General features: G+C 41.9%; 28 protein-coding genes. 1 reads left to right on the top strand and 27 read right to left on the bottom strand.

What is annotated here, in order from left to right; all coding sequences use genetic code 11:
* Positions 1 to 12 precede the first annotated feature (12 nt).
* The 19 genes from GPS65_RS01875 to prfA all read right to left on the bottom strand — a co-directional run bounded on the left by GPS65_RS01875 (position 13) and on the right by prfA (position 15,099).
* Positions 13 to 879 (bottom strand): F0F1 ATP synthase subunit gamma, encoded by an 867-nt coding sequence (locus GPS65_RS01875; protein ID WP_012011547.1) that lies wholly within the window; start codon positions 877 to 879, stop codon positions 13 to 15.
* An 88-nt stretch (positions 880 to 967) separates the two neighbouring features.
* Positions 968 to 2,476 carry a F0F1 ATP synthase subunit alpha gene (atpA, locus tag GPS65_RS01870; protein ID WP_012011548.1) on the bottom strand — a complete coding sequence of 503 codons (1,509 nt, stop codon included), beginning with the start codon at positions 2,474 to 2,476 and terminating at the stop codon, positions 968 to 970.
* Between the two features lie 16 nt (positions 2,477 to 2,492).
* The gene (locus tag GPS65_RS01865) at positions 2,493 to 3,038 is read right to left on the bottom strand and encodes a F0F1 ATP synthase subunit delta (protein WP_012011549.1); all 546 of its coding nucleotides are present in this window, start codon (positions 3,036 to 3,038) and stop codon (positions 2,493 to 2,495) included.
* Positions 3,035 to 3,556: a F0F1 ATP synthase subunit B gene (gene atpF, locus GPS65_RS01860; protein WP_003214532.1), complete on the bottom strand. Its 522-nt coding sequence runs from the start codon at positions 3,554 to 3,556 to the stop codon at positions 3,035 to 3,037. The genes GPS65_RS01865 and atpF overlap by 4 nt, the downstream gene beginning before the upstream one ends.
* A 120-nt stretch (positions 3,557 to 3,676) precedes the next feature.
* Positions 3,677 to 3,889 (bottom strand): F0F1 ATP synthase subunit C, encoded by a 213-nt coding sequence (atpE, locus tag GPS65_RS01855; RefSeq protein WP_003214968.1) that lies wholly within the window; start codon positions 3,887 to 3,889, stop codon positions 3,677 to 3,679.
* A gap of 48 nt (positions 3,890 to 3,937) precedes the next feature.
* Positions 3,938 to 4,672, bottom strand: a complete 735-nt coding sequence (gene atpB, locus GPS65_RS01850; protein WP_088003385.1) for a F0F1 ATP synthase subunit A — start codon at positions 4,670 to 4,672, stop codon at positions 3,938 to 3,940.
* 7 nt (positions 4,673 to 4,679) lie between these two features.
* Complete coding sequence (locus GPS65_RS01845; protein WP_003215321.1) at positions 4,680 to 5,063, bottom strand: ATP synthase subunit I; 384 nt, start codon at positions 5,061 to 5,063, stop codon at positions 4,680 to 4,682.
* A gap of 496 nt (positions 5,064 to 5,559) precedes the next feature.
* Positions 5,560 to 6,189, bottom strand: coding sequence for a uracil phosphoribosyltransferase (gene upp, locus GPS65_RS01840; protein WP_003214553.1), 630 nt, complete (start codon positions 6,187 to 6,189; stop codon positions 5,560 to 5,562).
* Between the two features lie 147 nt (positions 6,190 to 6,336).
* Positions 6,337 to 7,584 (bottom strand): serine hydroxymethyltransferase, encoded by a 1,248-nt coding sequence (gene glyA / locus GPS65_RS01835; protein WP_012011552.1) that lies wholly within the window; start codon positions 7,582 to 7,584, stop codon positions 6,337 to 6,339.
* A 176-nt stretch (positions 7,585 to 7,760) separates the two neighbouring features.
* The gene (locus GPS65_RS01830) at positions 7,761 to 8,300 is read right to left on the bottom strand and encodes a TIGR01440 family protein (protein WP_012011553.1); all 540 of its coding nucleotides are present in this window, start codon (positions 8,298 to 8,300) and stop codon (positions 7,761 to 7,763) included.
* Between the two features lie 12 nt (positions 8,301 to 8,312).
* On the bottom strand, positions 8,313 to 8,762 hold the full coding sequence (gene rpiB / locus GPS65_RS01825; RefSeq protein WP_012011554.1) for a ribose 5-phosphate isomerase B: 450 nt from the start codon (positions 8,760 to 8,762) through the stop codon (positions 8,313 to 8,315).
* 140 nt (positions 8,763 to 8,902) lie between these two features.
* Positions 8,903 to 9,361 (bottom strand): low molecular weight protein arginine phosphatase, encoded by a 459-nt coding sequence (locus GPS65_RS01820; RefSeq protein WP_012011555.1) that lies wholly within the window; start codon positions 9,359 to 9,361, stop codon positions 8,903 to 8,905.
* A 63-nt stretch (positions 9,362 to 9,424) separates the two neighbouring features.
* A complete protein-coding gene (locus tag GPS65_RS01815; protein ID WP_012011556.1) occupies positions 9,425 to 9,979 on the bottom strand; it encodes a manganese efflux pump MntP in 555 nt (184 codons plus the stop codon).
* Positions 9,980 to 10,039: 60 nt separating this feature from the next.
* Positions 10,040 to 11,092 (bottom strand): L-threonylcarbamoyladenylate synthase, encoded by a 1,053-nt coding sequence (locus GPS65_RS01810; RefSeq protein ID WP_081112344.1) that lies wholly within the window; start codon positions 11,090 to 11,092, stop codon positions 10,040 to 10,042.
* Between the two features lie 161 nt (positions 11,093 to 11,253).
* Positions 11,254 to 11,697, bottom strand: coding sequence for a GNAT family N-acetyltransferase (locus GPS65_RS01805; RefSeq protein WP_012011558.1), 444 nt, complete (start codon positions 11,695 to 11,697; stop codon positions 11,254 to 11,256).
* Between the two features lie 63 nt (positions 11,698 to 11,760).
* Positions 11,761 to 12,417 (bottom strand): stage II sporulation protein R, encoded by a 657-nt coding sequence (gene spoIIR, locus GPS65_RS01800; RefSeq protein ID WP_088003371.1) that lies wholly within the window; start codon positions 12,415 to 12,417, stop codon positions 11,761 to 11,763.
* 119 nt (positions 12,418 to 12,536) lie between these two features.
* Positions 12,537 to 13,016, bottom strand: a complete 480-nt coding sequence (locus GPS65_RS01795) for a hypothetical protein (protein ID WP_012011560.1) — start codon at positions 13,014 to 13,016, stop codon at positions 12,537 to 12,539.
* A 138-nt stretch (positions 13,017 to 13,154) separates the two neighbouring features.
* Positions 13,155 to 14,042, bottom strand: a complete 888-nt coding sequence (gene prmC, locus GPS65_RS01790) for a peptide chain release factor N(5)-glutamine methyltransferase (protein ID WP_012011561.1) — start codon at positions 14,040 to 14,042, stop codon at positions 13,155 to 13,157.
* On the bottom strand, positions 14,032 to 15,099 hold the full coding sequence (gene prfA / locus GPS65_RS01785) for a peptide chain release factor 1 (protein ID WP_012011562.1): 1,068 nt from the start codon (positions 15,097 to 15,099) through the stop codon (positions 14,032 to 14,034). The genes prmC and prfA overlap by 11 nt, the downstream gene beginning before the upstream one ends.
* Positions 15,100 to 15,309: 210 nt before the next feature.
* On the opposite strand from prfA, the gene racA reads away from it, so the two are divergent.
* A complete protein-coding gene (gene racA, locus GPS65_RS01780) occupies positions 15,310 to 15,858 on the top strand; it encodes a chromosome-anchoring protein RacA (protein WP_119125496.1) in 549 nt (182 codons plus the stop codon).
* A gap of 34 nt (positions 15,859 to 15,892) precedes the next feature.
* Here racA and GPS65_RS01775 read toward each other — a convergent pair whose 3' ends face one another.
* The 8 genes from GPS65_RS01775 to fsa all read right to left on the bottom strand — a co-directional run bounded on the left by GPS65_RS01775 (position 15,893) and on the right by fsa (position 24,765).
* Positions 15,893 to 16,849 carry an AEC family transporter gene (locus tag GPS65_RS01775; RefSeq protein ID WP_012011564.1) on the bottom strand — a complete coding sequence of 319 codons (957 nt, stop codon included), beginning with the start codon at positions 16,847 to 16,849 and terminating at the stop codon, positions 15,893 to 15,895.
* A gap of 92 nt (positions 16,850 to 16,941) precedes the next feature.
* Positions 16,942 to 18,642: an oxaloacetate-decarboxylating malate dehydrogenase gene (gene malS, locus GPS65_RS01770; protein WP_012011565.1), complete on the bottom strand. Its 1,701-nt coding sequence runs from the start codon at positions 18,640 to 18,642 to the stop codon at positions 16,942 to 16,944.
* A 280-nt stretch (positions 18,643 to 18,922) separates the two neighbouring features.
* On the bottom strand, positions 18,923 to 19,525 hold the full coding sequence (locus GPS65_RS01765; RefSeq protein WP_119125497.1) for a thymidine kinase: 603 nt from the start codon (positions 19,523 to 19,525) through the stop codon (positions 18,923 to 18,925).
* Between the two features lie 87 nt (positions 19,526 to 19,612).
* Complete coding sequence (rpmE, locus tag GPS65_RS01760) at positions 19,613 to 19,813, bottom strand: 50S ribosomal protein L31 (protein ID WP_003215407.1); 201 nt, start codon at positions 19,811 to 19,813, stop codon at positions 19,613 to 19,615.
* Between the two features lie 130 nt (positions 19,814 to 19,943).
* Positions 19,944 to 21,227, bottom strand: a complete 1,284-nt coding sequence (gene rho / locus GPS65_RS01755) for a transcription termination factor Rho (RefSeq protein ID WP_003215202.1) — start codon at positions 21,225 to 21,227, stop codon at positions 19,944 to 19,946.
* Positions 21,228 to 21,591: 364 nt separating this feature from the next.
* Complete coding sequence (gene glpX, locus GPS65_RS01750; RefSeq protein ID WP_012011567.1) at positions 21,592 to 22,557, bottom strand: class II fructose-bisphosphatase; 966 nt, start codon at positions 22,555 to 22,557, stop codon at positions 21,592 to 21,594.
* Positions 22,558 to 22,589: 32 nt separating this feature from the next.
* Positions 22,590 to 23,879 (bottom strand): UDP-N-acetylglucosamine 1-carboxyvinyltransferase, encoded by a 1,290-nt coding sequence (locus GPS65_RS01745; protein WP_119125498.1) that lies wholly within the window; start codon positions 23,877 to 23,879, stop codon positions 22,590 to 22,592.
* A 247-nt stretch (positions 23,880 to 24,126) separates the two neighbouring features.
* Positions 24,127 to 24,765, bottom strand: coding sequence for a fructose-6-phosphate aldolase (gene fsa, locus GPS65_RS01740; RefSeq protein WP_003215343.1), 639 nt, complete (start codon positions 24,763 to 24,765; stop codon positions 24,127 to 24,129).
* Positions 24,766 to 24,876 lie beyond the last annotated feature (111 nt).

Below are 24,876 nucleotides of genomic sequence, written 5' to 3'. Positions count from 1 at the left end.
TGACAATTATTTCTATTCTAAGGCAGCTGCTCCGCCGACAATTTCTGTAATCTCTTGTGTAATCGCTGCTTGACGAGCACGGTTGTAAGAGAGTGTCAGGCTGTCGATCAATTCTTTTGCATTGTCTGTTGCACTCTTCATTGCTGTCATTCTTGCAGCATGTTCACTTGCTTTACTGTCAAGAAGCGCACCGAAAATCAAACTCTCAGCATATTGAGGAAGGAGAACTTCAAGAATTTCTTCTTCAGAAGGCTCAAACTCATAAGATGCGGATCGTTTATTAGGTGTCGCTGCGGCTGAAATGTCCGTTAGCGGCAATAATTTCTTCTCTGTTACTTCTTGTGAAATGGCACTGACAAAGTGGTTATAGAACATGTAAAGTTCGTCAAACGCTTCATCAGAGAACATTTGAACTGTACTGCTTGCTAATTCTTTAATATCAGCAAACGCTACTTCGTCTCCAAGCCCTGTTACTTCAGAAATAACTGGAATACCGCGCTTTTTGAAGAAGTCGCGTCCGATTTTACCAATCACAATCACCGCATATTCATCAGCTGACTGATGACGAGATTGAATGGTTTGGTAAGCGGCACGCAAAATCGAGCTGTTAAAAGGTCCTGCAAGTCCTCGATCAGATGTAATGACGAGATATCCTGTTTTCTTGACAGGTCTTGAAAGAAGCATTGGGTGCTTAGCACTTGTTCCAGTTGCGATTGCAGCAACCACTTCCTGGATTTTCTCCATGTAAGGAACAAAAGACTTCGCATTGTTTTCAGCACGATTCAGTTTCGCAGCTGATACCATTTGCATCGCTTTTGTGATCTGACTCGATTTTTTCGTTGACGTGATCCTTGACTTTATATCGCGTAATGAGGCCAAAGATTTCACCACCTTTTTTCAGGAATCCGTGTTCATTTACGTGAAAAGAGAGAAAAAGAGAATCTTTTTCTCTCGGAAAGATTACTAATTAGTTGCTTGGTGCAAACGTACGTTTAAAGCCTTCGATTGCTGTATTCCACTCTTCATCAGCAGGCATGTTTCCTGTTTGAGAGATCGTGTCAAACAATCCTTTATGGTTTTCTTCAATGTACATGAATAACTCAGCTTCGAAACGTTTGACATCAGCAACCGCAACATCGTCTAAGTATCCTCTTGTGAGTGCATAAAGAATCGCTACTTGTTTTTCAACTTTAAGCGGTTTGTTCAAGTCTTGTTTTAAGACTTCAACTGTTCTAGCACCACGGTTTAATTTTGCTTGAGTCGCTTGGTCTAAATCAGATCCAAATTGAGCGAAGGCTTCAAGCTCACGATAAGAAGCAAGATCCAGACGAAGTGTACCTGCTACCTTTTTCATCGCTTTGATTTGTGCAGAACCACCTACACGGGATACAGACAATCCTGCGTTTACTGCTGGACGTACGCCTGAGAAGAAGAGGTCAGATTGTAAGAAGATCTGTCCATCTGTGATTGAAATAACGTTTGTTGGGATATATGCAGAGATATCGCCAGCTTGCGTTTCTACGAAAGGCAATGCTGTGATAGAACCGCCACCCTTTGCGTCACTAAGCTTCGCTGCACGCTCTAATAAACGAGAGTGAAGATAGAAAACATCACCAGGGAATGCCTCACGACCTGGAGGACGACGAAGCAATAATGAAAGCTCACGGTAAGCTGCCGCTTGTTTAGAAAGATCATCATATACAACAAGAACGTGCTTGCCGTTATACATGAATTCCTCACCCATCGTTACACCTGCATAAGGAGCAAGGTAAAGAAGTGGAGCTGGCTGTGATGCAGAAGCCGTGACTACAATTGTGTAATCAAGCGCACCATGCTTACGAAGTGTTTCAACAACACCACGAACTGTTGATTCTTTTTGTCCAATCGCTACATAAATACAGATCATGTCTTGATCTTTTTGGTTTAGGATCGTATCAATTGCAACAGATGTTTTACCTGTTTGACGGTCACCAATGATCAATTCACGCTGTCCGCGTCCGATTGGAATCAAGGCATCAATTGCTTTAATCCCTGTTTGAAGCGGCTCATGTACAGATTTACGATCCATAACGCCTGGTGCTTCACTTTCGATTGGACGAGTTTTGCTTGTTAAAATTGGACCCAGTCCATCAACAGGCTGACCAAGTGGGTTCACAATACGTCCGATTAACTCTTCACCAACTGGAACCTCCATGATACGACCTGTACGTTTTACGTCGTCACCTTCGCGGATATCTTTGTAAGGTCCTAAAATAACGATACCTACGTTAGACTCCTCAAGGTTTTGAGCCATACCCATTACACCGTTAGAGAACTCAACCAGCTCTCCTGCCATAATGTTGTCAAGGCCATGTACACGCGCGATACCGTCCCCTACTTGGATGACTGTACCGACATCTTTTACTTCAATTTCAGATTGATAGTTTTGGATTTGCTGCTTTATCAGCGCGCTAATCTCTTCAGCTTTGATACTCACTAAGGTTTCACCCCTTCTAACGATTTTCGCCTGCAAGCTGACGTTCAATGCGGGAAAGCTTTCCGCTGACACTGCCGTCATAAATGCGGTTTCCGATACGGATTTTCACTCCGCCTATTAGATCCTTGTCAATCACATTTTCAACACGCAGTGATGTGACTCCGGCTTTTTTGGCAAATACTTCAGATAAAGATTGAATTTCAGCACCGCTCAGCGGTTTCACTGAGTACACGATCGCATCGTCTATTTGTTTCGTGCGGTTTGCCAGTTTCACAAACTCAGACGTCATTTCAGAGAAAATATTCGTGCGTCCGCGGTCAATCAATAAATACATTGTGTGCAATACATGTGTCGAAACACCTTTGAAAGCTTCTGCGATCAAATGTTTCTTTTTGTCTGCCGTAATCTTTGGATGAACAAGAAAGTCATTCAATTCTTGGTCAGCCTTTAGAACTTTTTTGATCTCATTCAGCTCTTTTTCAGTTTCGTCTACTGCCGAAGAAGCAAGAACGATGTCAAAAAGAGCAGAAGCGTAACGCTTAGAGACAATAGTCACGCTCATCGGCTTTCGCCTGCCTCTTTAAGATACTCTTGAATCAATTTCTCTTGTGCTTGCTCATCAAGTTCTCTTTCAATCACTTTAGATGCAATAAGTACAGATAGTGATGCAACCTGCTCGCGCAGTGCAGCCACAGCTTGTTCTTTTTCTTTCACGATTTCAGTTCTAGCAGACTCTTTCAAGCGCTCTGACTCTTGACGTGCTGCTTGAATGATCTCTTCTTTTTGTTTCTCACCAATCTTTTTCGCATTTTCGATGAGTGTATGTGATTCTTCGCGTGCTTCTTTCAATAAGACACGTTGTTCTTCAAGAAGTTTTTCAGCTTGAACGTGCTTTTGTTCAGCACTTGAAATTTCATTTCCTATATAATCTTCACGCTGTTTCATAATCCCTAATAAAGGCTTAAGCGCAAATTTCTTTAAAAGTGCAAGCAAGATGAGCATAGCGATTAGCTGGAATATCATATCTCCAGCGTTGAAACTTAAGCCACCTGCTCCTAAAACCACTGGTAACTGAGACATTTAGTACGGCAACTCCCTTCTTTAAATAATATGTTAAGAAACAAAACATAAAGGAATGGCGAAGTTTCGAACTAATCTGATCTTCGCCATTAAAATTCATATTAGAACGCTTCTCACATATTAACCAAAGAATGCCAAGAATGCGATAACGACAGCGATAATTGGAAGTGCCTCAACTAAAGCTACCCCGATGAACATAAGTGTTCTTAGTTCTCTACCAGCTTCTGGCTGACGAGCGATTCCTTCAACTGTTTTAGATACGATTAGACCGTTACCAATACCTGCTCCTAGTGCTCCCAAACCGATTGCAATTGCTGCTGCTATTAAATTCATTAAAAAGCTCCTCCTTTAAAATAACGTCCATTTTGGACTCTCAATTTTTTAGTGTTCGTCGCTGACTTTATGAGAAATGTACACCATTGTCAGCATGGTGAAGATAAATGCTTGGATTGTTCCGACAAACAAACTGAATGCCTGCCATACAATCATCGGCACGATGGCACCTAATGTACCAACGATACCAAGCGCAATATTTTGCGTGTAGAAATTGGTCGCAAGTCCTGCAAGCAAACCAAGAAGAATCTCTCCAGCAAAAATGTTTCCATAAAGACGCAAACCGAGTGTTAACGTGTTTGCAAATTCTTCAATTAGTTTCAATGGTACTAAAAGCGGAATTGGTCTAAAGTAGTCTTTCGTATATTCCTTGACTCCTTTTGCCTTGACACCATAGTAATGTGTCAATCCCATGACCATAATCGCTAGTGTCATTGTGATTGCAGGGTCTGCTGTTGGTGATTTCCACCACAAGTTGTGATCGACCGAAATCGAAAATGGCAGTCCAAGCATGTTTGAAACAAATATGTACATGAGTAATGTAACGCCTAGCGCTAGAAATGGGGCTCCTGTTTTCATGTCCATCGAACTACCTATGATATTTCGAACAAAATCAACAATCCATTCCATGAAGTTCTGCGCCTTTGTCGGACGAATAGACAGAACACGAGTAGTCAGCACCGCTATGAGAAGAACGATGATACTAGCAATCGTAATCATGAGAACATTGGATAAGTTGAACGTTAACCCTAAAAATTCTGTCGTTTTTGAACTGTGACCCAAAGAGTATTCACCTCTCTTCCATAGTAGAACGTTTAAGTTGAATGAAGGAATCTATCATAATGACAGGATATATTGTCATTAATCCTATAACAACACCTGCCAGATGAACTTCATTAGGGTAACGCCAAGCAATCGCTACTGCGAGAATTGCGTTGGCCCACCTGGCTGTACTTCCCATTGAACGAATGGATTTTCCTTTTTTAACCGCTCGATCAAAAGCGTGCATTCTCCGTATAAGAAGGAATAAATTAAAGAAAGCAAAAATTGTGCCGATAATCAAACCAAGAAACAGTGGTTTAAAACCAGGCATGGCATAGCCAAACACAAAAATTGCCAATAGATAGAACATGTATTTACTCTGTCTGCGGAAAATCGCGTTTGGATCGTTCATTCATCTGACTCCCGATGAAAAGTATTGTAAAAAAGGTGATAAATGGTGATGAAAACTGCGTAGAAGACGCTTATGATAAGCAGTCCTGTTCGAAAAAAATCAATCACCCATCGGTCTAATTGCACAATCAGACTTGAAATCTAATGATCTATGGGATGTTGCTTCATTCGCTGATACAAACCCTGATTATTAAAGGGTTCACAATGAGGATTAGTAGAGTGCTATAGGCTATGAAAACCTTACCATAATACCCTCGTTTAGCATACAATAGCGTCTATGATGTGTCAATCCGTTGAAAGTTAAAAAACTTTTCTATAATGATAGAGCACACAAAATGTTCACAATTTCATCAAACTTTAGGAGACCCGTGACATTCATTGAAAAAAACAGCTAATGTTCAGTATACATTGATTTTTCTAAGAACGATATCAACCGTTTGTCATATATTTCAAAAAGCCCACATGCACGTTTGCATGTGGGCTTTTATTAAAACATGTTATTTCGTTCCATACATACGGTCACCGGCATCACCAAGACCTGGGATAATGTAACCTTTTTCGTTTAATTTCTCATCTAATGCTGCAATGTAGATATCAACATCAGGATGGTGCTTTTGCATTTCTTCTACACCTTCAGGAGCAGCAATCAGACACATGAAGCGAATGTTTTTCGCCCCGCGTTTTTTCAAGCTGTTTAATGCTTCGACTGCTGAACCACCAGTTGCAAGCATTGGATCTACTACGATAAATTCACGCTCTTCCACATCAGATGGAAGCTTCACATAATATTCAACAGGTTTTAATGTTTTCGGATCACGGTATAAACCGACATGTCCCACTTTAGCAGCTGGAATGAGTTTCAAAATCCCGTCCACCATTCCAAGACCTGCTCTTAAAATTGGCACAACACCGAGTTTCTTCCCTGAGATCACGTTTGATTTTGCTACTTGTACAGGTGTTTCTACATCTACCTCTTCAAGCGGTAGATCTCTTGTGATTTCAAATGCCATTAATGTTGCGACTTCATCCACTAGCTCTCTAAATTCTTTTGTTCCTGTATGAACGTCACGAATATATGTAAGTTTGTGTTGAATAAGCGGGTGATCAAATACATAAACCTTTGCCATAGCTTGCTACAACTCCTTTTCTGTCATCTTCCGGTGAACTTTGCACACTTCCTACAATTCTACATAAAAAGACATCATCTTTCAATATGATTCGCAAATCCTACAAAAAAAACCCACATGCCAAAAATAGGCAAATGGGTCTGCTTTTTAATAATCTAATTCGTTATATAGAGGAAAGCGGGCAGTCAGATCAGATACACGCTTTTTCGCTTCTTCTAATTTCGCTTCATCTTCATGATGTTTGAGAGCAAGCGCAATAATAGAACCGACTTCTTTCATTGCCTCTTGGTCGAAACCGCGGCTTGTCACTGCTGCTGTACCAACACGTACACCACTTGTGACAAAAGGTTTTTCTGGATCATAAGGAATCGCATTTTTGTTCACTGTAATACCGATTTCATCAAGAACATTTTCTGCAATTTTTCCTGTGATGCCAAGAGAACGCAAGTCGATAAGAACAAGGTGGTTATCCGTTCCACCAGACACAAGCTGAATATCTTCAGATAAAAGGGTTTCAGCTAACTGCTTTGCATTGTCAATGACGTTTTGTGCATATGTTTTAAAATCTCCGTTCAATACTTCACCGAAAGAAACAGCTTTTGCAGAGATGACATGCATCAGTGGTCCACCTTGAATACCAGGGAAGATCGATTTGTCGATCTTTTTACCAAACTCTTCACGGCATAGAATCATTCCGCCGCGTGGTCCACGTAATGTTTTGTGAGTCGTCGTTGTCACAAAATCTGCATATGGAACTGGATTTGGATGAAGACCTACTGCAACAAGACCTGCAATGTGAGCCATGTCGACCATAAAGTAAGCACCGACTTCATCCGCAATCTCACGGAACTTTTTGAAATCAATTTGACGTGGGTATGCACTTGCACCCGCAACAATGAGCTTCGGCTTATGTTCACGTGCTTTTTCAAGTACATCTTGATAGTCGATATGCTGTGTTTCTTTATCAACACCATATTCTACAAAGTTGTACTGTACACCACTAAAGTTAACAGGGCTTCCGTGTGTTAAATGCCCGCCATGTGACAAGTTCATACCTAGCACTGTATCGCCATGCTCAAGAATGGTAAAGTATACGGCCATGTTCGCTTGAGCACCTGAGTGAGGCTGTACGTTCACATACTCAGCGCCAAAAATTTCTTTTGCGCGGTCACGTGCGATATCTTCTACAACGTCTACATGTTCACAGCCGCCATAGTAGCGTTTACCAGGATAGCCCTCTGCATATTTGTTTGTTAATACAGAACCTTGGGCTTCCATGACTGCTTCGCTTACAAAGTTTTCTGATGCAATTAATTCAATTTTGTCCTGCTGGCGTTTCCGCTCTAGTTGAATTGCCTTGAATACTTGTGCGTCTTGCTCAGGTAAATGTTTCATCAGCGAAATCCTCTCCAATCTATTTCCATTCGATGTTTTCACCATCTCATTGTACACGGTTTTTGAGTGAAATGTAAAAGTTTTTTTGGAAAATCGACTTCTTTTTTTGCGAAAAACCGAATATTCAAGTGGTGAAGCGCCTTCATCATTCAATATTTTATTAGAATATATCTAAGCTATGATCTTGTATAAACCGCTCGTTCTCCGCCAATCAGCTTCGGACGCGTTTTCGCAAATGTCACATGTGCATGCCCTAATTGATGGCGACTGAGGCGAACAGGTACAGCGACTCTCTTTAGATGCATCCCAATGAATGTATCACCAATATCAATTCCAGCATGCGCCTCGATGGATTCAACTAACACAGGATGTTCCATGTGCTGATACGCATGAGCCGCCATCGAACCACCCGCCTTTCGGACAGGTACTGCCTCCACAATCTCTAGGTTAAGCCGGAAAGCCACTTCTTCTTCCACAACAAGAGCACGATTCAGATGCTCACAGCACTGGAAAGCCAGCTCAATGCCAGTTTCTCGTCTTAACTGATCTAATTCTTGATAGATAGACACAGCGATTTGCTCACTTCCTGCTGTCCCAATATGCTCCCCAGCCACTTCTGATGTACTGCATCCGATCACTAAGATGTGCCCAGCACGCAGTTCGACCATTTGATGAAACTCTTTTAACATTCCAAGCCAATCTTGACCAATGTTCATGTTAAGCGCTCCTTATAGGTGCTTTTCTTCGTACTCAGCGATCTTACCAATCCGTACAGCATGACGTCCTGCAGTAAACTCTGTTGTCAGCCAAATATGCGCAATTTCACGTGCTAATCCAGGTCCAATGACTCGTTCTCCCATTGCAAGGACGTTTGTGTCATTATGTTCTCTAGTCGCTTTCGCACTAAATGTATCATGCGCCAGCGCACAGCGAATTCCTTTTACTTTGTTTGCTGAGATACTCATACCGATGCCTGTCCCGCAAATTAAAATGCCGCGGTCCACTTCTCCGTTTACCACCATGTTGGCTACAGGAAAAGCATAATCTGGGTAGTCTACAGAACCTGATCCACATTCACAACCCATATCAATGTATTCAATCTTCAATTCATCCATCAGTTGTTTGATTTCTTCACGAATATTCGTTCCGCCGTGATCGGATGCAATAGCTACTTTCATCGGGCAATTCCTCCTAAGGGTGAGTTGATCTGTTATGCCTTACATTTATTCTTTATTTACAGTTATATTTTAACCTCTGCTTGGCCATTTGCAAACAAAAGCAGAAAAACCGTTATTGCAACGGTTTTACAGGTTGTCCATTATGAGGATGTCCGATCCTTTTTCAATTTCTCAGCCAGCTGATGGAGCAATCCTTCAAGCTCATCACGTGTTTCCTGATAAACAGACAGGCTACCTCCGAATGGATCGGATACATCACCTTCTGCTCCTGTCGCGAATTCCTTTAGAGTGAAGGTCTTGTCTTTTGCATGTGCATATTGTTCCACAATCAACTGTTTATGTTGCATGGTCATGGTGAAAACGTAATCAGCTTCTCGCAGAAGATCCTCTGTCAGTTTTGCTGAAGAGTGATTCAGCGGAATGCTTTTCTCAAATAATGCTTCGACTGCTTGAGGCGAAGCCTTCCCAGCATCTGAGGCAAAAATGCCCGCTGATTTCACAGTGACCTCTAAACCTTTATCTTGTGCAATTGAAGCAAAAAGGGCTTGAGCCATCGGACTTCTGCATGTATTTCCCGTACAAACAAATAAGATTTTCATCTTTCGCCCTCCTTTTCTTCTATTATATAGCATTTCATTCTACATGTTGTGTAAGGAGGCTGACTAGAGCGGAAATAATAATTTGATACCAAAGGCTAGTAAAATGATTCCGCCAAGCGCCCCGCTATAGGATCCCACCCATGATCGAACCTGTTTACCGAGTAATAATCCAAGCCAAGTGAGGATCATACTAAAAAAACCAAACAATAAAATGGTCATCCATACATGAGAACCGTAAATTCCAAGGCTTAAACCAACGGAAAAACTATCTAAACTGACACTTGTTGCAAAAAGAACAAGACCAGCGCCAACTGGTGCGATAAATGGCTTATCTTCTTTTCGAATAGACGCAATGATCATTTGCAGACCGAGCACCAAAAGCAGCGCCCCGCCGATATAGGTGGCAAGGAGACCGAGCCAGCCTGATAGGAGTTGACCTGTTAGCATACCAAAAAGCGGCATAAACATATGAAATATCCCAATGACAAGTCCAATATAAATGATCTGGCGGAACCTCAGCTGAATCATTCCCATGCCAAGTCCAACCGAAAAAGCATCCATCCCTAGTGCAAAAGCCATGATGCTGAGCGTCAGCAATTCGCCGGCTAGTTCGTACATGTAAATCCCCCTTGGACACGCATTCTCCTTTAACCTATGTTTGTCCAAGAAGGGTTAGAACTATTTGAATGAAGAGAGAGTGCGCCCTCCTGCCGCTTTTTGCAGACGGTTCATAATCGCTGAACCAACCCCCTGCTTTGAAAAGGTTTCTGAAATAATAACATCTACATCTGTCTCATCAAATTGTCTCAGCACGCGATATAAGTTTGCTGCTATCGTTTCAGGTTTTTCTCTCCATCCACAGCTGAAAACAACATCTGCCGCAAACAACGATTTCTTTTCTTCTGTTGTCAGCACACCCACTTTTAAACCTTCTGTCTGGTATGTTTGAATGTGACGCTGCAACTCTTCATCACTTCCATGAAAAAGGTACATTTTAGCTTCAGGGGCATAGTGTGTGTATTTCATCCCTGGCGATACAGGCGCTTCGTCCTTTTTTGTCAGCCCTGGGTCAATACTGACCGTTCCTACTACCTCTTCTAAAGCTTCTTTTGTAATTCCGCCCGGTCTTAGGATGACTGGAATCTCATCCACACAGGATACGACCGTTGACTCAACGCCAATACCAGTTGAACCACCATCGACAATCCCAGCGATTCTCCCATCGAGATCACTTGCTACATGGTCAGCTTGTGTCGGAGAAGGTTTACCTGAACGGTTGGCACTTGGAGCGGCAATCGGCAGACCAGCCGTTCGGATAAGCTCAAGCGCAATCGGATGGTCAGGCATTCTCACACCGACCGTGGATAAACCCGCTGTGACCTGCTTTGATAAAGTGCCCAGCTTACACGGAAGCACAATGGTTAAAGCACCAGGCCAAAAGGCTTTCATCAATGCCTTTGCTCTTTCACTTTCTATTTGTGCAAATTCATGAAGCTGCTCAACCTCGGCAATGTGGACAATCAATGGATTATCACTTGGACGCCCTTTCGCTTCATATATTTTCATGACAGCTTCTGTCTCTTTTGCATTAGCCCCTAGTCCATACACCGTTTCTGTCGGAAAAGCGACTACTTCGTTTTGCTTCAATAACAGCGCTGCCTGTTCAATTTGTGGATAGTATGTGGATAAATCCTTTTCTAAATCCACAGACCACCTTTTTGTATTTAACATCATACAAACTCCTTTTAAAAAAGATAAAACTGTTGATATATCTCAATTATCCTTTTGAAAGTATAAAAGATGATGATCAATAAAACAAGCGTTGTCCACAATTTGTGGATAACGCTTGTTTAACGGTGGATAAGTATGTGTATAAGTTCAATATATTGTGATTAACTGGCTTTTTTTTGAAGAACCACAGCCTGTTCTTTCGCTAAGATCTCTTTTGCATGTGCAGATACCCACATGCTTTCTGGAATATCCTCTAAAGCTGTGAAGCCCATCAATGCTAAAAAATCATGTGAGGAGGAGTGGTTGGCAACGACATAAAACGTATCCACACCTATTTTTCCTCCAAGCGTTTGAACACTTTGGAATAAAGACACGATATGTCCTTGACCTAGTTTATCTGATATGACAAGAGACCGTAGCAAGCCCTCTTGTTCACTCAGTTGCTCAAGACCTAAACACCCTGCCAGTTGACCGTCCGCATCTTCCATAACAACAAATGTCGTACGCTCTGCAAGTGTGACGCCGCCTTTCGCTTGTCCTTTTTCAAGAAAAGCATTAATGGCTGGGGCATCTTCTTCTGTGGCTATTCTTAACTGATAATACATGCTTTCACCTCTTTTTGATCTCTTACTTCAACTCTATGAGGTAAAAACAGATTTATACCTTTTTTAGGAGAAAAGACTAGAGACCCAATCAAATAAAAAGAATTTCACTTCACTCGTCTCTTCTTTCTTTTCTTTGACCGCTTCATTCACAGACTCATCTGTTTGCTGGGCTGTCACTTCGTTCTCTTCATCACCCTCTGGCGATGCGATGGCTTCTCCATTTGAAAAATCGATAAAGCAAAGCGGCGGGAATAATACACACCACCAATTGGCTCCATCCCCTTCTCCTAGCGTAATTAAAATGGCTTCATATTTCCCAGCAGGATAAACGAAATTTCCATAAAGCTTTGTTGGAAATGAGGCTTTTTGGAAGCTGACTGATACGGATTGATCAATGTGCTGCTCCTTCAATTTCGCTTTGGCAATACGATTGATTTCTGGCAGCTTGGACCGAATCACACGTCTTGCTTCTTCAATAGATGTAAGGTCTTTGACCCATTCCGTCATATTGGCATTGACTTCGTCACGTATGCTTCTTTTCACATCCTGATCTGCTGAACGATCACTATTTGCTAAAATGCGTAATCGAATGGCTTCATCTGGTATCACAACAGGCTGATTCGCAGAAGCAGCCGCTGTCTCTTCCTTGCCAAGGTTTGCAAAAGCACCGCATAATAATAGAAACATATAAAGACATATCATCATTTTACTTTTAAACATGATGTGTTCCCCCCACTTTTTCTCTTCGCTACAAACATTGTGTCCAGGAAACCCATCTCATAAACAGAAAAGATGATTTTTTTAATAGATTGTAAGTCAAATGAAAAAAAACCGTTCCATTAAGAACGGCTTTGGAGTGAGGATTGGTAATCGGAAGGGTAGAGTCTTCCATCCCAATCTCGGCTAATTTTTAGCCCTGCATCTGTTTTGATGACAGTCATTGCTCCTTTTTTCTTGATTTCTTTTTTGACTTTTCCTTTTTGATTAATAAATTGAATCATCATTTCATAGTTAAATTCAATTCTGTCATCGCTTTCATCTGAAGGCGTAAACGTAATTTTCTTCAGCTTAATTTGACAATCTTGATCCTTTGCTGCTTCTAATACGCTCGGGAACATGCTGTCTTGTGTATATTCTTGATATTCATGCTCGGTTAAATAAGACTTCAACTTCTCCTTCATGTCAGTTAGGTCATCTGTTCGATTCACTGTGTATTGTGCTTTTTTATAGCTTTCTCCAAATGCTGCTGCTTCTTTTTTAAAGCTCGGTTTGCCACAAGCACTCACAATCAATAGTACACTGACGATGACCAACACCATCGCATACCTTCTGTTCACACCATTCGCTCCTTCAAAACAAATTTATGTAAAAAAATCATGATCAGAATGTTCATTCTTCTATATATACGTTTCTCTTTTACCATAAGTTTCATCTTTACATAATAAAATAGTCCGACTTTATTCAGCCGGACTTTCCGTTTTGATGTGTGCGCAAACAGCTCGGTCTTTCCCGTTAATATCCTTGACGATGCGGACATCTGCCGCGGGAAATGACTGCAAGAGAAGTGTTTTTACATCTTGCGCTTGCTTATGTCCGATTTCAAAGACAACGACCGCCTGCTCATGAAGTACATGGTGAAGATCACGAACGAGACGCTTGTAAAACCACAAACCATCACGTCCATCTGTCAGCGCATTTACTGGCTCATGCTTCGTGACCACCTCTGACAAACCGCCCATTTCGTCTGCCGCAATATAAGGCGGGTTAGAAATAAACAGATCCACTTTGATGCCTTGATCCTTGATCGGTTCGAGTAAGTCCCCTTGTAAAAAATGGACATCTGCACCAAGCGCTTGTTGATTCCGCTTTGCTACCGCAAGTGCTTCATGTGAAATATCCGTCGCTGTGACAGATAGTGTTTCTTTCTCAAGAGCGAGCGTAATCGCAATTGCCCCGCTTCCTGTACCCACGTCCACTGCTTTGAGCGGCTGATCGTGCGGGAAGATGTCACTCATCAAATTCAGCGCCGCCAAAACGACCTCTTCCGTTTCAGGTCGAGGAATGAGAACATGTTTGTTCACCTCGAAGGGACGGCCGTAAAAAAATTCAATACCTATTAGATGTTGAACTGGCACGCCTTTCTTGTGCTGCGTGACAAACTCGCGGAATAACCGATCTTGCTCATCTGGCAACTGATCATGAAAACGTGCAAGAAGTTCACTTCTGCTTAGGTCCAATACATGCATCAAAAGAAGCTCTGCTGCGTTTTGGTCTCTACCGGCTTCCGTTAACAAAGAAGAAGCCCATTTAAGGGCTTCAAAGATGGTTCGCTGATTATTTTGCATTTTGAAGCTTTCTTGCTTGGTCTTCCATAATTAATGCATCAATGACCTCGTCAAGTTTTCCTTCTAAAATTTGATCAAGCTTTTGAATCGTCAATCCGATGCGGTGGTCTGTTACACGGTTTTGCGGGAAGTTGTACGTACGGATACGCTCTGAACGATCCCCTGTTCCAACAGCAGATTTACGTGTTTGATCATATTCAGCCTGTGCTTCACGCTGGAATTTATCATAAATTCTCGCACGTAATACTTTCATGGCTTTCTCTTTGTTTTTGATTTGTGATTTCTCATCCTGACAGGATACAACCACTCCTGTTGGAAGGTGAGTTAATCGAACAGCAGACATGGTTGTGTTAACACTTTGTCCGCCAGGTCCACTTGATGTGAAAGTATCTACACGGATGTCCTTTTCATGGATATCAATTTCAACTTCTTCAGCCTCAGGCAAGACAGCCACTGTCGCTGTTGATGTATGAATCCGTCCACCTGATTCTGTTTCCGGAACACGCTGCACGCGGTGTGCGCCGTTTTCAAACTTTAGTTTGGAATATGCGCCTTTCCCGCTAATCATAAAGATAATCTCTTTATAACCGCCAGTCCCAGTCACACTCGCTTCCATGACTTCTGTTTTCCAGCCCTGCATTTCAGCATAACGGCTGTACATACGGTAAAGGTTTCCTGCAAAAAGCGCGGCCTCTTCTCCTCCTGCTGCACCACGAACCTCCACAATAACGTTTTTATTGTCATTCGGATCTTTCGGGATCAGCAAGATTTTCAGCTCGTCTTCTAAACGTTCTGTTTCCTCTGTGAGCTCTGAAATTTCTTCTTTGACCATGTCGCGCATCTCGGCATCCAACTTATCTTCCAGCATTGCTTTCGCTTCGCTCAACTGGTCGTATGCCGCACGATATTGTCTATATACCTCAACAGTTTCTTGAATATCAGATTGTTCCTTCGAATATTCACGAAGTTTCGTAGGGTCGTTCACCACTTCAGGATCACTTAAATATTCATTTAACTTTTCATAGCGTTCTTCAATTGATTTTAAACGGTCTAACATGGTCTTCACCTCTGTTTTGTGCGTAACAGTCTAATTATAGTATAGCGGGGTATGACAGTCAAAAAAATTTCCAAAACAATTGATTCTCTGCAATTTTCCGCTAGAAAACACGATCTTTGCCGATTGGTTACTTGTTTTGTCTAACGTGAAGGAACAGTTCCTCCTTGAAGAGAATGGTACTTATAATTGAAAAAAGGGAGGGCATTTGGTTTGAATACAAATGAGGTTGCAAAAGAAATTGGCGTTTCTTCAAAAACGATTCAGCGTTGGGTCAAACAGCTCAACATCCCTGTCGCCCGGAATGAACTTGGACATTATGAATTTCATGAAGATATTGTACAGCTGCTCAAAGAAGTCCAACACCAAATGAGTGAGGGTGTGATTCTTCAAGACATTCGACTGCCAATCCACACAGAAACCGTTCAACAGTTATCTCCTGCTGTAGAAACTGATGTCTCTATTAAGCGGATTGAAGCATTAGAAAAGCAAGTGAATCAGCTCATTCAGCAGCAATTGCACAGCACTGATGTAGAAAAACGACTGCAGGAACTTGAACGGAAACTGGCTAAAAAAGCAGACGAAGGTGTATCATACCAGCTGCTCCAGCACCGCAGAGAAATTGAAGATCTCACCACTAAACTTGAGCGTCTTACCGAAAGATTAAAACAACCCTCTCAAATAGAAGAAAAAAAGGAAATGACGCAACCTGACATCAAAAAAAAGCGTGTGCTCTTCCCTCTGTTTCATTCATTTCGCTAAGAAAGGCTGCCTCATGAGGCAGCCTTCTACTATATTATACGGTAAGCGCAATAATGATCGGTAATGTTATGAGTGACATGATGGCACTGATCACAAATGCGGATGCCGTTTCTGCCTCTTGTTTCTCAAATCGTGTCGCGATCATCGCTGCAACAGCTGAACCTGGGAAGGCAACAAGCAATACAGCTTTTGTAATTTCATCAGCCGAAAGCCCCATAAGAATGGCGATAAGATACATAAGAAGCGGTTGAACAGCTACTTTTAATAGTGCAATACTGAAAGCAGGTAAGCTCAGTTTAATTTTTCGAATACCTACAGTGACACCGACTGCGAATAGCGCAACCCCTGATGTCACACTTCCAATTTCCTCTAGCATTTCATGTCCAATTTCAGGAAGTTTAAATCCTAAAAGAACAAGAATGATACTTGCTAGCGGTGCAAGTGCAAGCGGCTCTGATAAACCGTGCAAAATCGCTTTTGTCGTCATTTTTAGGAAACTTTCGCCATCTTTGGCTTTTCCTTTTGTTTTTTCACCGACAGTTGACACAATAATCGCAATTGGATCAAGCAATGCATTTACAACTATTCCGGTAATAGCAATCGGAATTGCAACTTCTTGAGCCCCAAATAAACTGCCCAAGACCGGAATCCCCATAAATGCAAAGGTCGGTTGTGCTGAGTTTAACGAGAAAACAGATGAATCTGTTAAATCATATTTAAACGCAAATTTCGTAACTAAAAGGATAATGATATAAAAACCAACGATTCCGAAAATCAATGCAACGAAAAATGGAATTTGACTATAGAATTTATCTTTTGGTGTTGACAGAATGCTGGCGATAAAGTGCGCTGGCAAAGCATACTTTGTAACAAGTGTACTTACACCTTTTGCAGATTTAGCGTCATAGCTGCCGAAGTTCCCTGCGAACCAACCCAGCGCGATAACGAAAAAAATCGGTGCTAGGAGGATCAAAATATTTAAAAAGTCCATCTTACTATTCCTCCTTGAATCCTTTACATGTTTCTTTATTTTATTGCGGCATTGCTTAGATTACCCGAAACAATGCCGCGTTACACATTTTATTATGCTCTTACAATTTTTTTATATTCAGGAATCCACATTGCATCTTTCACAGCTTGTTCGATGTCGTCAGGTGTTTTTCTTGCGACACCATCTTTAATTGCTGCTTTTGCTACTTCAATAGCCACTTTAATAGAAACTTCTTGTAACTTATCAATGCTTGGAAGTAGACCAGCACCTGGTTTATCATGATCAACCATTTCAGCAATCGCATCCGCTGAAGCAACGAACATGCCTTTTGTGATGATTTTTGATTCCGTTACGATTGAACCAAGACCAAGTCCAGGGAATACGAACGCATTGTTTGATTGTCCAATTTCATGTTCAATTCCGTTATACTCAACGTTTTCGAACGGGCTTCCTGTTGCAACAAGTGCACGGCCGTCTGTCCATTTGAATAGATCTTCTGGAACTGCTTCCGCAAGTGGTGTTGGGTTAGACATTGGCATGATCACTGGGCGCTCTGTATGAGCTGCGATTTCTTTAATGATTTCTTCAGTGAATGCGCCGCCTTGACCTGATGTACCAATTAGAATCGTTGGCTTCACCTGGCGAACAGCTTCAGCAAATGAGATTTGGCCTTTTTCATCACGTGCCCAGCCTTCTACTTCATCAGAAGAACGAAGGTATGGTTTTTGGAAATCAAACACTTCATCTTCGAATTGATCTGTCAATAAACCTCTGTAGTCTAATGTCCAGAAAGCATTGTTTGCTTCTTCTTCAGTTAGACCTTCAAGAACCATTGTGTCACGCATTTGATCTGCGATTCCGATTCCAGCTGAACCAGCTCCGAAGATCATCACACGGTGATCTTTCAATTGAGTACCAGTTTTCTTGACAGCCGCAAGAACACCCGCTAAAGTAATGGCACCAGTACCTTGAATATCATCATTGAATGTTAAGATGTTATCATTGTATTTTTTCATGATGTTACGTGCGTTTTTGTTTCCAAGGTCTTCCCAGTGAAGTAATGCTTTCGGGAAGAATTTAAGCGCTGCTTTTACATAAGCATCAATGAATTCCTCGTATTTTTCACCTTGTACACGTTTGTGGTGGTTTCCGATGTATAATGGATCATTCAATAATTTTTCATTGTTTGTTCCAACATCTAATACGACTGGAATCACGCGGCTTGGATCAATACCTGCTGCAGCTGTGTAAACAGCTAATTTACCGATTGCGATGTTGATACCACCGACACCCCAGTCACCAATTCCAAGAATGCTCTCAGAGTCAGTTGCTACGATTAGGTCGATATCTCCTGCTGTTGCATGTAAGTTTTCAAATGCTTTCTCAATGCCGTCAATGTTGTCGATTGAAAGATAGACACCATGAGGTCTTCTGTATTCATGGCTGTATTCTTGAATCGCTTCACCAACAGTTGGTGTGTACACAACTGGAAGCATTTCACGAAGCTTGTCTGATATAAGCTTATAGAACAATACTTCGTTACGGTTTTGCAAATCACTTAAGTATACGTTTTGACGAAGACGATCTGGCTGTGCTAGGAATTGCTTGTACGCTCTCTCCGCTTGTTGTTCTAAAGTGAGAACAGTTGGAGGAAGTAAGCCTTCTAGTCCAAGCTCTTGTCTTTCTTCTTCAGAGAAAGCAACGCCTTTGTTCAACGTTGGAATCGATAATACATCTTTACCTGTCAAAGTGGTTTCGAGGTACCCTTCTTTTGTTTTCTTCACGTTGTTCATCAAAAACTACCCTCTTTCTAAAATATAAATAAAGTGAACTATTAATTTAAAGAACGATTAAGGAGGAAAATCCTTAATCAAAAAAAATTATGACAAGAAATCGAACTTTTCGTTAAAATGCTTTACACTACAGTTAGTCATTTTATGCCTGCTTATGCTAAAACGCAAGCGTTGAAAATTAGATAATTTTTTCGTAGCGTTATTTAATTTATTTAAGTACAAATGATGGGTGTTCAGCCAAAATCTCGAAAAACGAAACACAGCGGCATTTGCTATTTTTTTAATTGTCAAGTGTTGTACCAACGTCAAGCCTTGGTACTTCATGGTGATGTCTGCATCGTGCTTCGTATGATTCCTGCGCACCTACTAAAATAATGGGATCATCATAGGATGCGGGTTTACCGTCGATTAAGCGTTGTGTTCTACTCGCTGGGGAGCCGCATACCGAACAAACTGCTTGAAGTTTTGTTACAAGCTCTGCACATGCCATTAAATGCGGAACAACACCAAATGGCTCTCCTCTAAAGTCTTGATCAAGGCCTGCAACAATGACTCGGTAACCTTTATCAGCCAATTGAGTGACAATGTCAATGCTTGTCTCATCAAAAAATTGCACCTCATCTATGCCAATGACATCGGTTCTTTCTGATATGTGCGTTATTATGTCTTTTGGTGAGGCTACTGCAATCCCATCGACCGATGAACCGTTATGTGAAACAACTGAGCTAGTACTATATCGGTTATCAATCGCTGGTTTGAATATTTTTACTTCTTGTTTGGCAAAGGTGGCCCTTTTGGCTCTCCGAATCAATTCTTCCGACTTTCCAGAAAACATACTTCCGCAGATGACTTCAAGCCAACCGCTTTGTTTCATCACATACATAAGGTCTTCTCCCCCGTTTTAAAGTTCCATCAATCCACGTAAAAAAACAGGCAAGAACGGATTCCTGCCTGTTTATTGTATCTATTATTACTTAAGACCGTATTTTTTGTTAAAGCGGTCAACACGTCCATCAGCAGAAGCGAATTTTTGACGGCCTGTATAGAAAGGATGGCACTCAGAGCAAATCTCGATGCGTACCTCTTCTTTTACTGATCCAGTTTCAAACTCATTTCCACAAGCGCATTTGACTGTAGCTTTTTTGTAGTTAGGATGAATTCCTGTTTTCATCTACTGTCATCTCCTTCCGCCCTGAATCCAATTCGGAAACAGAGTTAATATCTCAGAATAAATTCTGAAACGCACATGATGAAATTATAACAGTGTGAGTCTATGATTGCAAATGTATTTTTTCAACAAGCTATCTTCTAGATGCAGACATGTTCGCTTGTTTCCATTCTTGCGTTAAAATATCGAAAAATTCTTGGTTTGTCTTTGTCTTTCTCATTTTGCGCATGAACTTCTCAGCAAAGTCAGGTGTATCTGACATCGATTTTCTCATCGCCCATAAACGATCAAGATGCTCTTTTGGTACAAGCAGTTCTTCTTTTCTCGTTCCAGAACGACGAATGTCGATTGCTGGGAAAATTCTTCTTTCTGCCAGAGAGCGGTCTAAATGTAGCTCCATGTTCCCCGTTCCCTTAAATTCCTCATAAATCACATCATCCATACGTGATCCTGTATCAACAAGCGCAGTGGCTAAAATGGTCAAGCTTCCGCCTTCTTCAATGTTACGCGCAGCACCAAAGAAGCGTTTTGGACGGTGGAAAGCCGCTGGATCAATACCGCCGGAAAGCGTTCGGCCGCTTGGCGGAATGACAAGGTTGTATGCACGAGCAAGCCTTGTGATGCTGTCCATTAAGATGATGACATCTTTCTTATGTTCAACAAGACGCATGGCACGCTCTAATACAAGCTCTGCTACTTTAATGTGGTTTTCCGGTACTTCGTCAAAGGTTGAACTAACAACATCCCCTGCAACAGAACGTTCGATATCTGTTACTTCCTCTGGGCGTTCGTCAATTAAAAGGACAATTAGCTCTGACTCTGGGTGATTTTCAGAAATGCTGTTGGCAATTTCTTTGAGCAAAATGGTTTTCCCAGCCTTAGGCGGTGCAACAATTAAACCACGCTGCCCAAACCCAACTGGCGCCATCATATCCATAATTCTAGTAGACAGGTGATTAGGCTGTGTTTCGAGAATCATTTGACGATCAGGGAATAGCGGCGTGAGTGCAGGAAAGTGAACACGTTCCTTAGCTGATTCTGGGTCGTCCCCATTTACCGCTTCGACATGAAGGAGGCCATAGTAGCGTTCATTCTCTTTTGGAGGTCGTACCTTTCCAGACACCTTATCTCCGTTTCGTAAATCAAAACGTCTGATTTGTGAAGCTGAAATATAAATGTCTTCAGAACTTGGAGAGTAGTTAATTGGTCTTAAGAAACCAAATCCCTCAGACTGAATAATTTCAAGAACCCCTTCCATAAATAAGAGATCCTCTTGCTCAGCATTCGCCTTTAAGATGGCAAAAATCAATTCTTTTTTTGTTAGTTTGCTGTAATAAGAGATTTTGTACTTTTTTGCTAACTCATACAGCTCTTTTAATTTCATATTTTCCAAAGATGAAATCGAAACATCTTTCAATATGGACACCACACTTTTCTAGTCAATGTATTTCATTACAAATGCATGACCATTGTATTTGATTAGCTTTTAATTCCGTTTTTGTTGGAATGACCTCGCTCTCATGGTAACGCTCCCACTCGTTTTATCGTAAAGATAGGAACAATGTGAAATTGAGCTTTGTCAACATAGAGAAGGATAATGAGTATATCGTCATGATGCGGCAGTATTTAAACTTGTTGAAGCTTAAAAGAAGTAAATTCGCAGAAAATTTCGCAGCACTCTTTAGTTTTACCTCATTTGCAGAGAATATTCAACTTTAAAAAGAAAATGATATACATTTGACACCTATATGAAAAGCGGGTAATGAATACCCGCTTTCAGATTACGGACGAATGACAAGATTCGGTTTTTTCTTTAAGCTGTGTCTGCCATCTACGAAACGAACTGTACCTGATTTCGCACGCATCACAACACTATGTGTTGTTCCAACAGAGCCTTTGAATTGAACACCTTTTAATAGCTCACCGTCTGTTACACCAGTCGCTGCAAAAATGGCGTCGTCGCCTTTCACGAGGTCTTCCATTCTTAAGACTTTGCCAACATCCAGCCCCATTTTCTCACAGCGTCTGAGTTCTTCTTCACTTTGAGGAAGAAGCTTTCCGTGGATTTCACCACCAAGTGCCTTTAACGCAACAGCAGAAAGGACACCTTCTGGCGCTCCGCCTGAACCAAATAGAATATCAACACCTGTATGATCAAATGCTGTATTAATGGCTCCTGCAACGTCACCATCATCGATCAGTTTGATTCTTGCTCCTGCTTCTCTCAGTTCAGCAATGATTTTCTCATGTCGATCTCTGTTTAAAATCGTTGCAACCACATCTTCAATATCTTTGTTTTTTGCTTTTGCTACAGCACGAAGATTGTCAATGACAGGCGCTTCAATGTCGATGCAGCCTACCGCTTCTGGACCTACTGCGATCTTATCCATGTACATATCAGGTGCATTCAGCAAGTTGCCATGATCTGCCACCGCAATAACAGCTAAGGCATTCCAGCCGCCGCTTGCCACAATATTTGTTCCTTCTAAAGGATCAACAGCTACATCCACACGAGGTCCGTATCCGTTCCCAAGCTTTTCCCCAATATAAAGCATTGGTGCTTCGTCCATTTCCCCCTCGCCAATGACCACTGTTCCTTTCATCGGAATGGTATCAAATACATCACGCATTGCACTTGTTGCAGCATCATCTGCTTCGTCTTTTAATCCTCTTCCCATCCAACGAGCAGATTTTAATGCAGCTGCTTCTGTCACCCGTACTAGTTCCATCGATAAACTTCTTTCCATTTTTGTCCAAATCTCCTCTCACAGTCAAAGCCTTATGAATTTTGAAGTTCTTCTATTTCTTGGTCACTCAGCTTTTCACGCCAGATGGTTGCACCCAAGCCTTCAAGCTTCTTCTCAAGCAAACTATATCCTCTGTCTATATGTTCAAGCCCTGTGATTTCGGTCACACCGTCTGCCATTAACCCTGCAACCACGAGACAAGCACCTGCACGTAGGTCACTTGCCTTCACCTTTGCTCCTTGAAGCTGCGTTTGTCCAGTAATAATGGCAGATCTTCCTTCGACCTTCATGTTTGCACCCATTCGACGCAATTCGTCAATATGCTTAAAGCGGGCTGAGTAGATCGTATCTGTGACCACACTCGTGCCTTTCGCCTTTGTTAACAGCGCCGTCATCGGCTGCTGAAGGTCCGTTGGAAAGCCCGGATACACAAGGGTTTTAATATCGACAGGCTTGAGTCCTTCGTTTCTGCCAACGATCAGCATTTGATCGTTGCTTGTTTCAATGGTGAACCCCATCTCTCTAAGTTTCGCCGTAATTGATTCTAAATGAGTTGGGATCACATTATCAAGTACAACTTCATCTCCCATCGCAGCACCGGCAATTAAAAAAGTGCCTGCTTCTATACGATCAGGGATGATGGAATGCTTACAGCCATGAAGAGATCCTACACCTTCGATTCGAATCACATCAGTACCCGCACCTTTGATTTTGGCTCCCATGCTCGCAAGCAATGTGGCTACATCAATAATTTCGGGTTCTTTTGCGGCATTTTCAATTAACGTTTTTCCTTCAGCCAGTACAGCTGCCAGCATGATATTGATGGTCGCACCTACACTGACCACATCAAGGTAAATACGGGCTCCAACTAATTTTTCAGCGCGCAAATAAATCGCACCCTGCTCGTTTGTCACCTCGGCTCCGAGTGCTTCAAACCCTTTGATATGCTGATCAATCGGCCTAGGTCCTAAGTGGCATCCTCCTGGCAGCCCAATGACAGCCTGCTTGAATCTTCCCAGCATAGCGCCCATTAAATAATAAGACGCACGCAGTTTCTTCACTTTTCCATTAGGAAGCGGCATACTGATCATGGAAGCAGGATTGACGACCATTTCGCCTTTTTCAAATGTGACCTTTCCGCCAATCTCTTCTAACAGATCTCGTAATGTGTCAATATCTGAAATATGCGGAAGGCCCTCAATCGTTACTGGAGAATCAGCGAGAATCGTGGCAGGAATCAGTGCCACTGCACTATTTTTCGCACCACTAATATGTACGGTCCCGCGTAAGGGGTCACCGCCGGCAATGTTTAACTTTTCCATATTTGTCTCCCTTCTTAAAGAAGATCACTGTTGGAGTTATACTGTTTGTGGATGTCGCGCTTTAAAAGGTCTTGTCCAAAATTTAGCCAATATCAAGAGAAAGAATACAGGTTAAACGAAATTTGTCGGAAGAAAAATAATCGAAGCTTTGCGAGGCTGTGATGTTCTCTTCTTTGCACAAAACATTTCTTAGCGTTTTTAAGAAAAACTGCGGCAAACAGGAGACAATCCTGCCTGCCACAATCACTTATTTATTCCAGTCTGCTAAAAATTGCTCAATGCCCGCATCCGTTAATGGGTGTTTCGTCAGCTGCTTGATGACTTTCAGCGGCATTGTGCCGATATGAGCACCTCTAAGCGCAGCTTCTGTCACGTGCTGCGGATGACGAATGGATGCAGCAATGATTTGTGTATCTAAACCATGAACATCAAAAATGGTTTTCACTTCACTGATGAGATCGAGACCATTTTGGCCAATGTCATCTAAGCGGCCGAGGAATGGAGAGACATACGTCGCACCAGCTCTAGCTGCAAGCAATGCTTGGTTTGCACTAAAAATCAAAGTGACGTTTGTTTTAATTCCAAGGTCTGTTAACGCTTTGACAGCTTTAAGACCATCTGTTGTCATTGGGATTTTCACCGTGATATTTGGTGCAATGGCAGCAAGCTCTTTTCCTTCTTCAATCATTTCTTCTGCTTTGAGGGAAATAACTTCTGCACTGACAGAACCTGATACTACGTCAGTGATTTCGCGAAGACGGTCGTGGAATGATACGTCCTTTTCTTTCGCTACTAAACTAGGGTTTGTTGTGACGCCTGCTAAAATGCCAAGCTCGTGCGCCTCTTTGATGTCTGCGATATTCGCTGTATCTACGAAAAATAACATAACTGTGCCACTCTCCTATCAATAAATTGTCTGAAATGTAAATTTGATTGCGCTTTCTCAAGATATGGAGAAAACCGCCTGTGACTCAGGCGGCTTTCGGTTCTCATCAAA

The organism is Bacillus pumilus, from assembly GCF_009937765.1.
GTDB lineage: Bacteria > Bacillota > Bacilli > Bacillales > Bacillaceae > Bacillus > Bacillus pumilus_O.
This window is presented reverse-complemented; position numbering and strand designations above follow the sequence as displayed.

What these genes read in the sequence shown, in the direction of transcription:
- GPS65_RS01865 (WP_012011549.1), bottom strand. Translation starts at nt 3,038, where the DNA reads ATGAGCGTGACTATTGTCTCTAAGCGTTACGCTTCTGCTCTTTTTGAC.
- atpF (WP_003214532.1), bottom strand. Translation starts at nt 3,556, where the DNA reads ATGTCTCAGTTACCAGTGGTTTTAGGAGCAGGTGGCTTAAGTTTCAAC.
- atpE (WP_003214968.1), bottom strand. Translation starts at nt 3,889, where the DNA reads ATGAATTTAATAGCAGCAGCAATTGCAATCGGTTTGGGAGCACTAGGA.
- GPS65_RS01845 (WP_003215321.1), bottom strand. Translation starts at nt 5,063, where the DNA reads ATGAACGATCCAAACGCGATTTTCCGCAGACAGAGTAAATACATGTTC.
- upp (WP_003214553.1), bottom strand. Translation starts at nt 6,189, where the DNA reads ATGGCAAAGGTTTATGTATTTGATCACCCGCTTATTCAACACAAACTT.
- glyA (WP_012011552.1), bottom strand. Translation starts at nt 7,584, where the DNA reads ATGAAACATTTACCTGAGCAAGACGCACAAGTATTCAAGGCAATTCAA.
- GPS65_RS01830 (WP_012011553.1), bottom strand. Translation starts at nt 8,300, where the DNA reads ATGAACATTGGTCAAGATTGGCTTGGAATGTTAAAAGAGTTTCATCAA.
- rpiB (WP_012011554.1), bottom strand. Translation starts at nt 8,762, where the DNA reads ATGAAAGTAGCTATTGCATCCGATCACGGCGGAACGAATATTCGTGAA.
- GPS65_RS01820 (WP_012011555.1), bottom strand. Translation starts at nt 9,361, where the DNA reads ATGAAAATCTTATTTGTTTGTACGGGAAATACATGCAGAAGTCCGATG.
- GPS65_RS01815 (WP_012011556.1), bottom strand. Translation starts at nt 9,979, where the DNA reads ATGTACGAACTAGCCGGCGAATTGCTGACGCTCAGCATCATGGCTTTT.
- GPS65_RS01810 (WP_081112344.1), bottom strand. Translation starts at nt 11,092, where the DNA reads ATGTTAAATACAAAAAGGTGGTCTGTGGATTTAGAAAAGGATTTATCC.
- GPS65_RS01805 (WP_012011558.1), bottom strand. Translation starts at nt 11,697, where the DNA reads ATGTATTATCAGTTAAGAATAGCCACAGAAGAAGATGCCCCAGCCATT.
- spoIIR (WP_088003371.1), bottom strand. Translation starts at nt 12,417, where the DNA reads ATGTTTAAAAGTAAAATGATGATATGTCTTTATATGTTTCTATTATTA.
- GPS65_RS01795 (WP_012011560.1), bottom strand. Translation starts at nt 13,016, where the DNA reads ATGGTGTTGGTCATCGTCAGTGTACTATTGATTGTGAGTGCTTGTGGC.
- prmC (WP_012011561.1), bottom strand. Translation starts at nt 14,042, where the DNA reads ATGCAAAATAATCAGCGAACCATCTTTGAAGCCCTTAAATGGGCTTCT.
- prfA (WP_012011562.1), bottom strand. Translation starts at nt 15,099, where the DNA reads ATGTTAGACCGTTTAAAATCAATTGAAGAACGCTATGAAAAGTTAAAT.
- GPS65_RS01775 (WP_012011564.1), bottom strand. Translation starts at nt 16,849, where the DNA reads ATGGACTTTTTAAATATTTTGATCCTCCTAGCACCGATTTTTTTCGTT.
- malS (WP_012011565.1), bottom strand. Translation starts at nt 18,642, where the DNA reads ATGAACAACGTGAAGAAAACAAAAGAAGGGTACCTCGAAACCACTTTG.
- GPS65_RS01765 (WP_119125497.1), bottom strand. Translation starts at nt 19,525, where the DNA reads ATGTATGTGATGAAACAAAGCGGTTGGCTTGAAGTCATCTGCGGAAGT.
- rpmE (WP_003215407.1), bottom strand. Translation starts at nt 19,813, where the DNA reads ATGAAAACAGGAATTCATCCTAACTACAAAAAAGCTACAGTCAAATGC.
- glpX (WP_012011567.1), bottom strand. Translation starts at nt 22,557, where the DNA reads ATGGAAAGAAGTTTATCGATGGAACTAGTACGGGTGACAGAAGCAGCT.
- GPS65_RS01745 (WP_119125498.1), bottom strand. Translation starts at nt 23,879, where the DNA reads ATGGAAAAGTTAAACATTGCCGGCGGTGACCCCTTACGCGGGACCGTA.
- fsa (WP_003215343.1), bottom strand. Translation starts at nt 24,765, where the DNA reads ATGTTATTTTTCGTAGATACAGCGAATATCGCAGACATCAAAGAGGCG.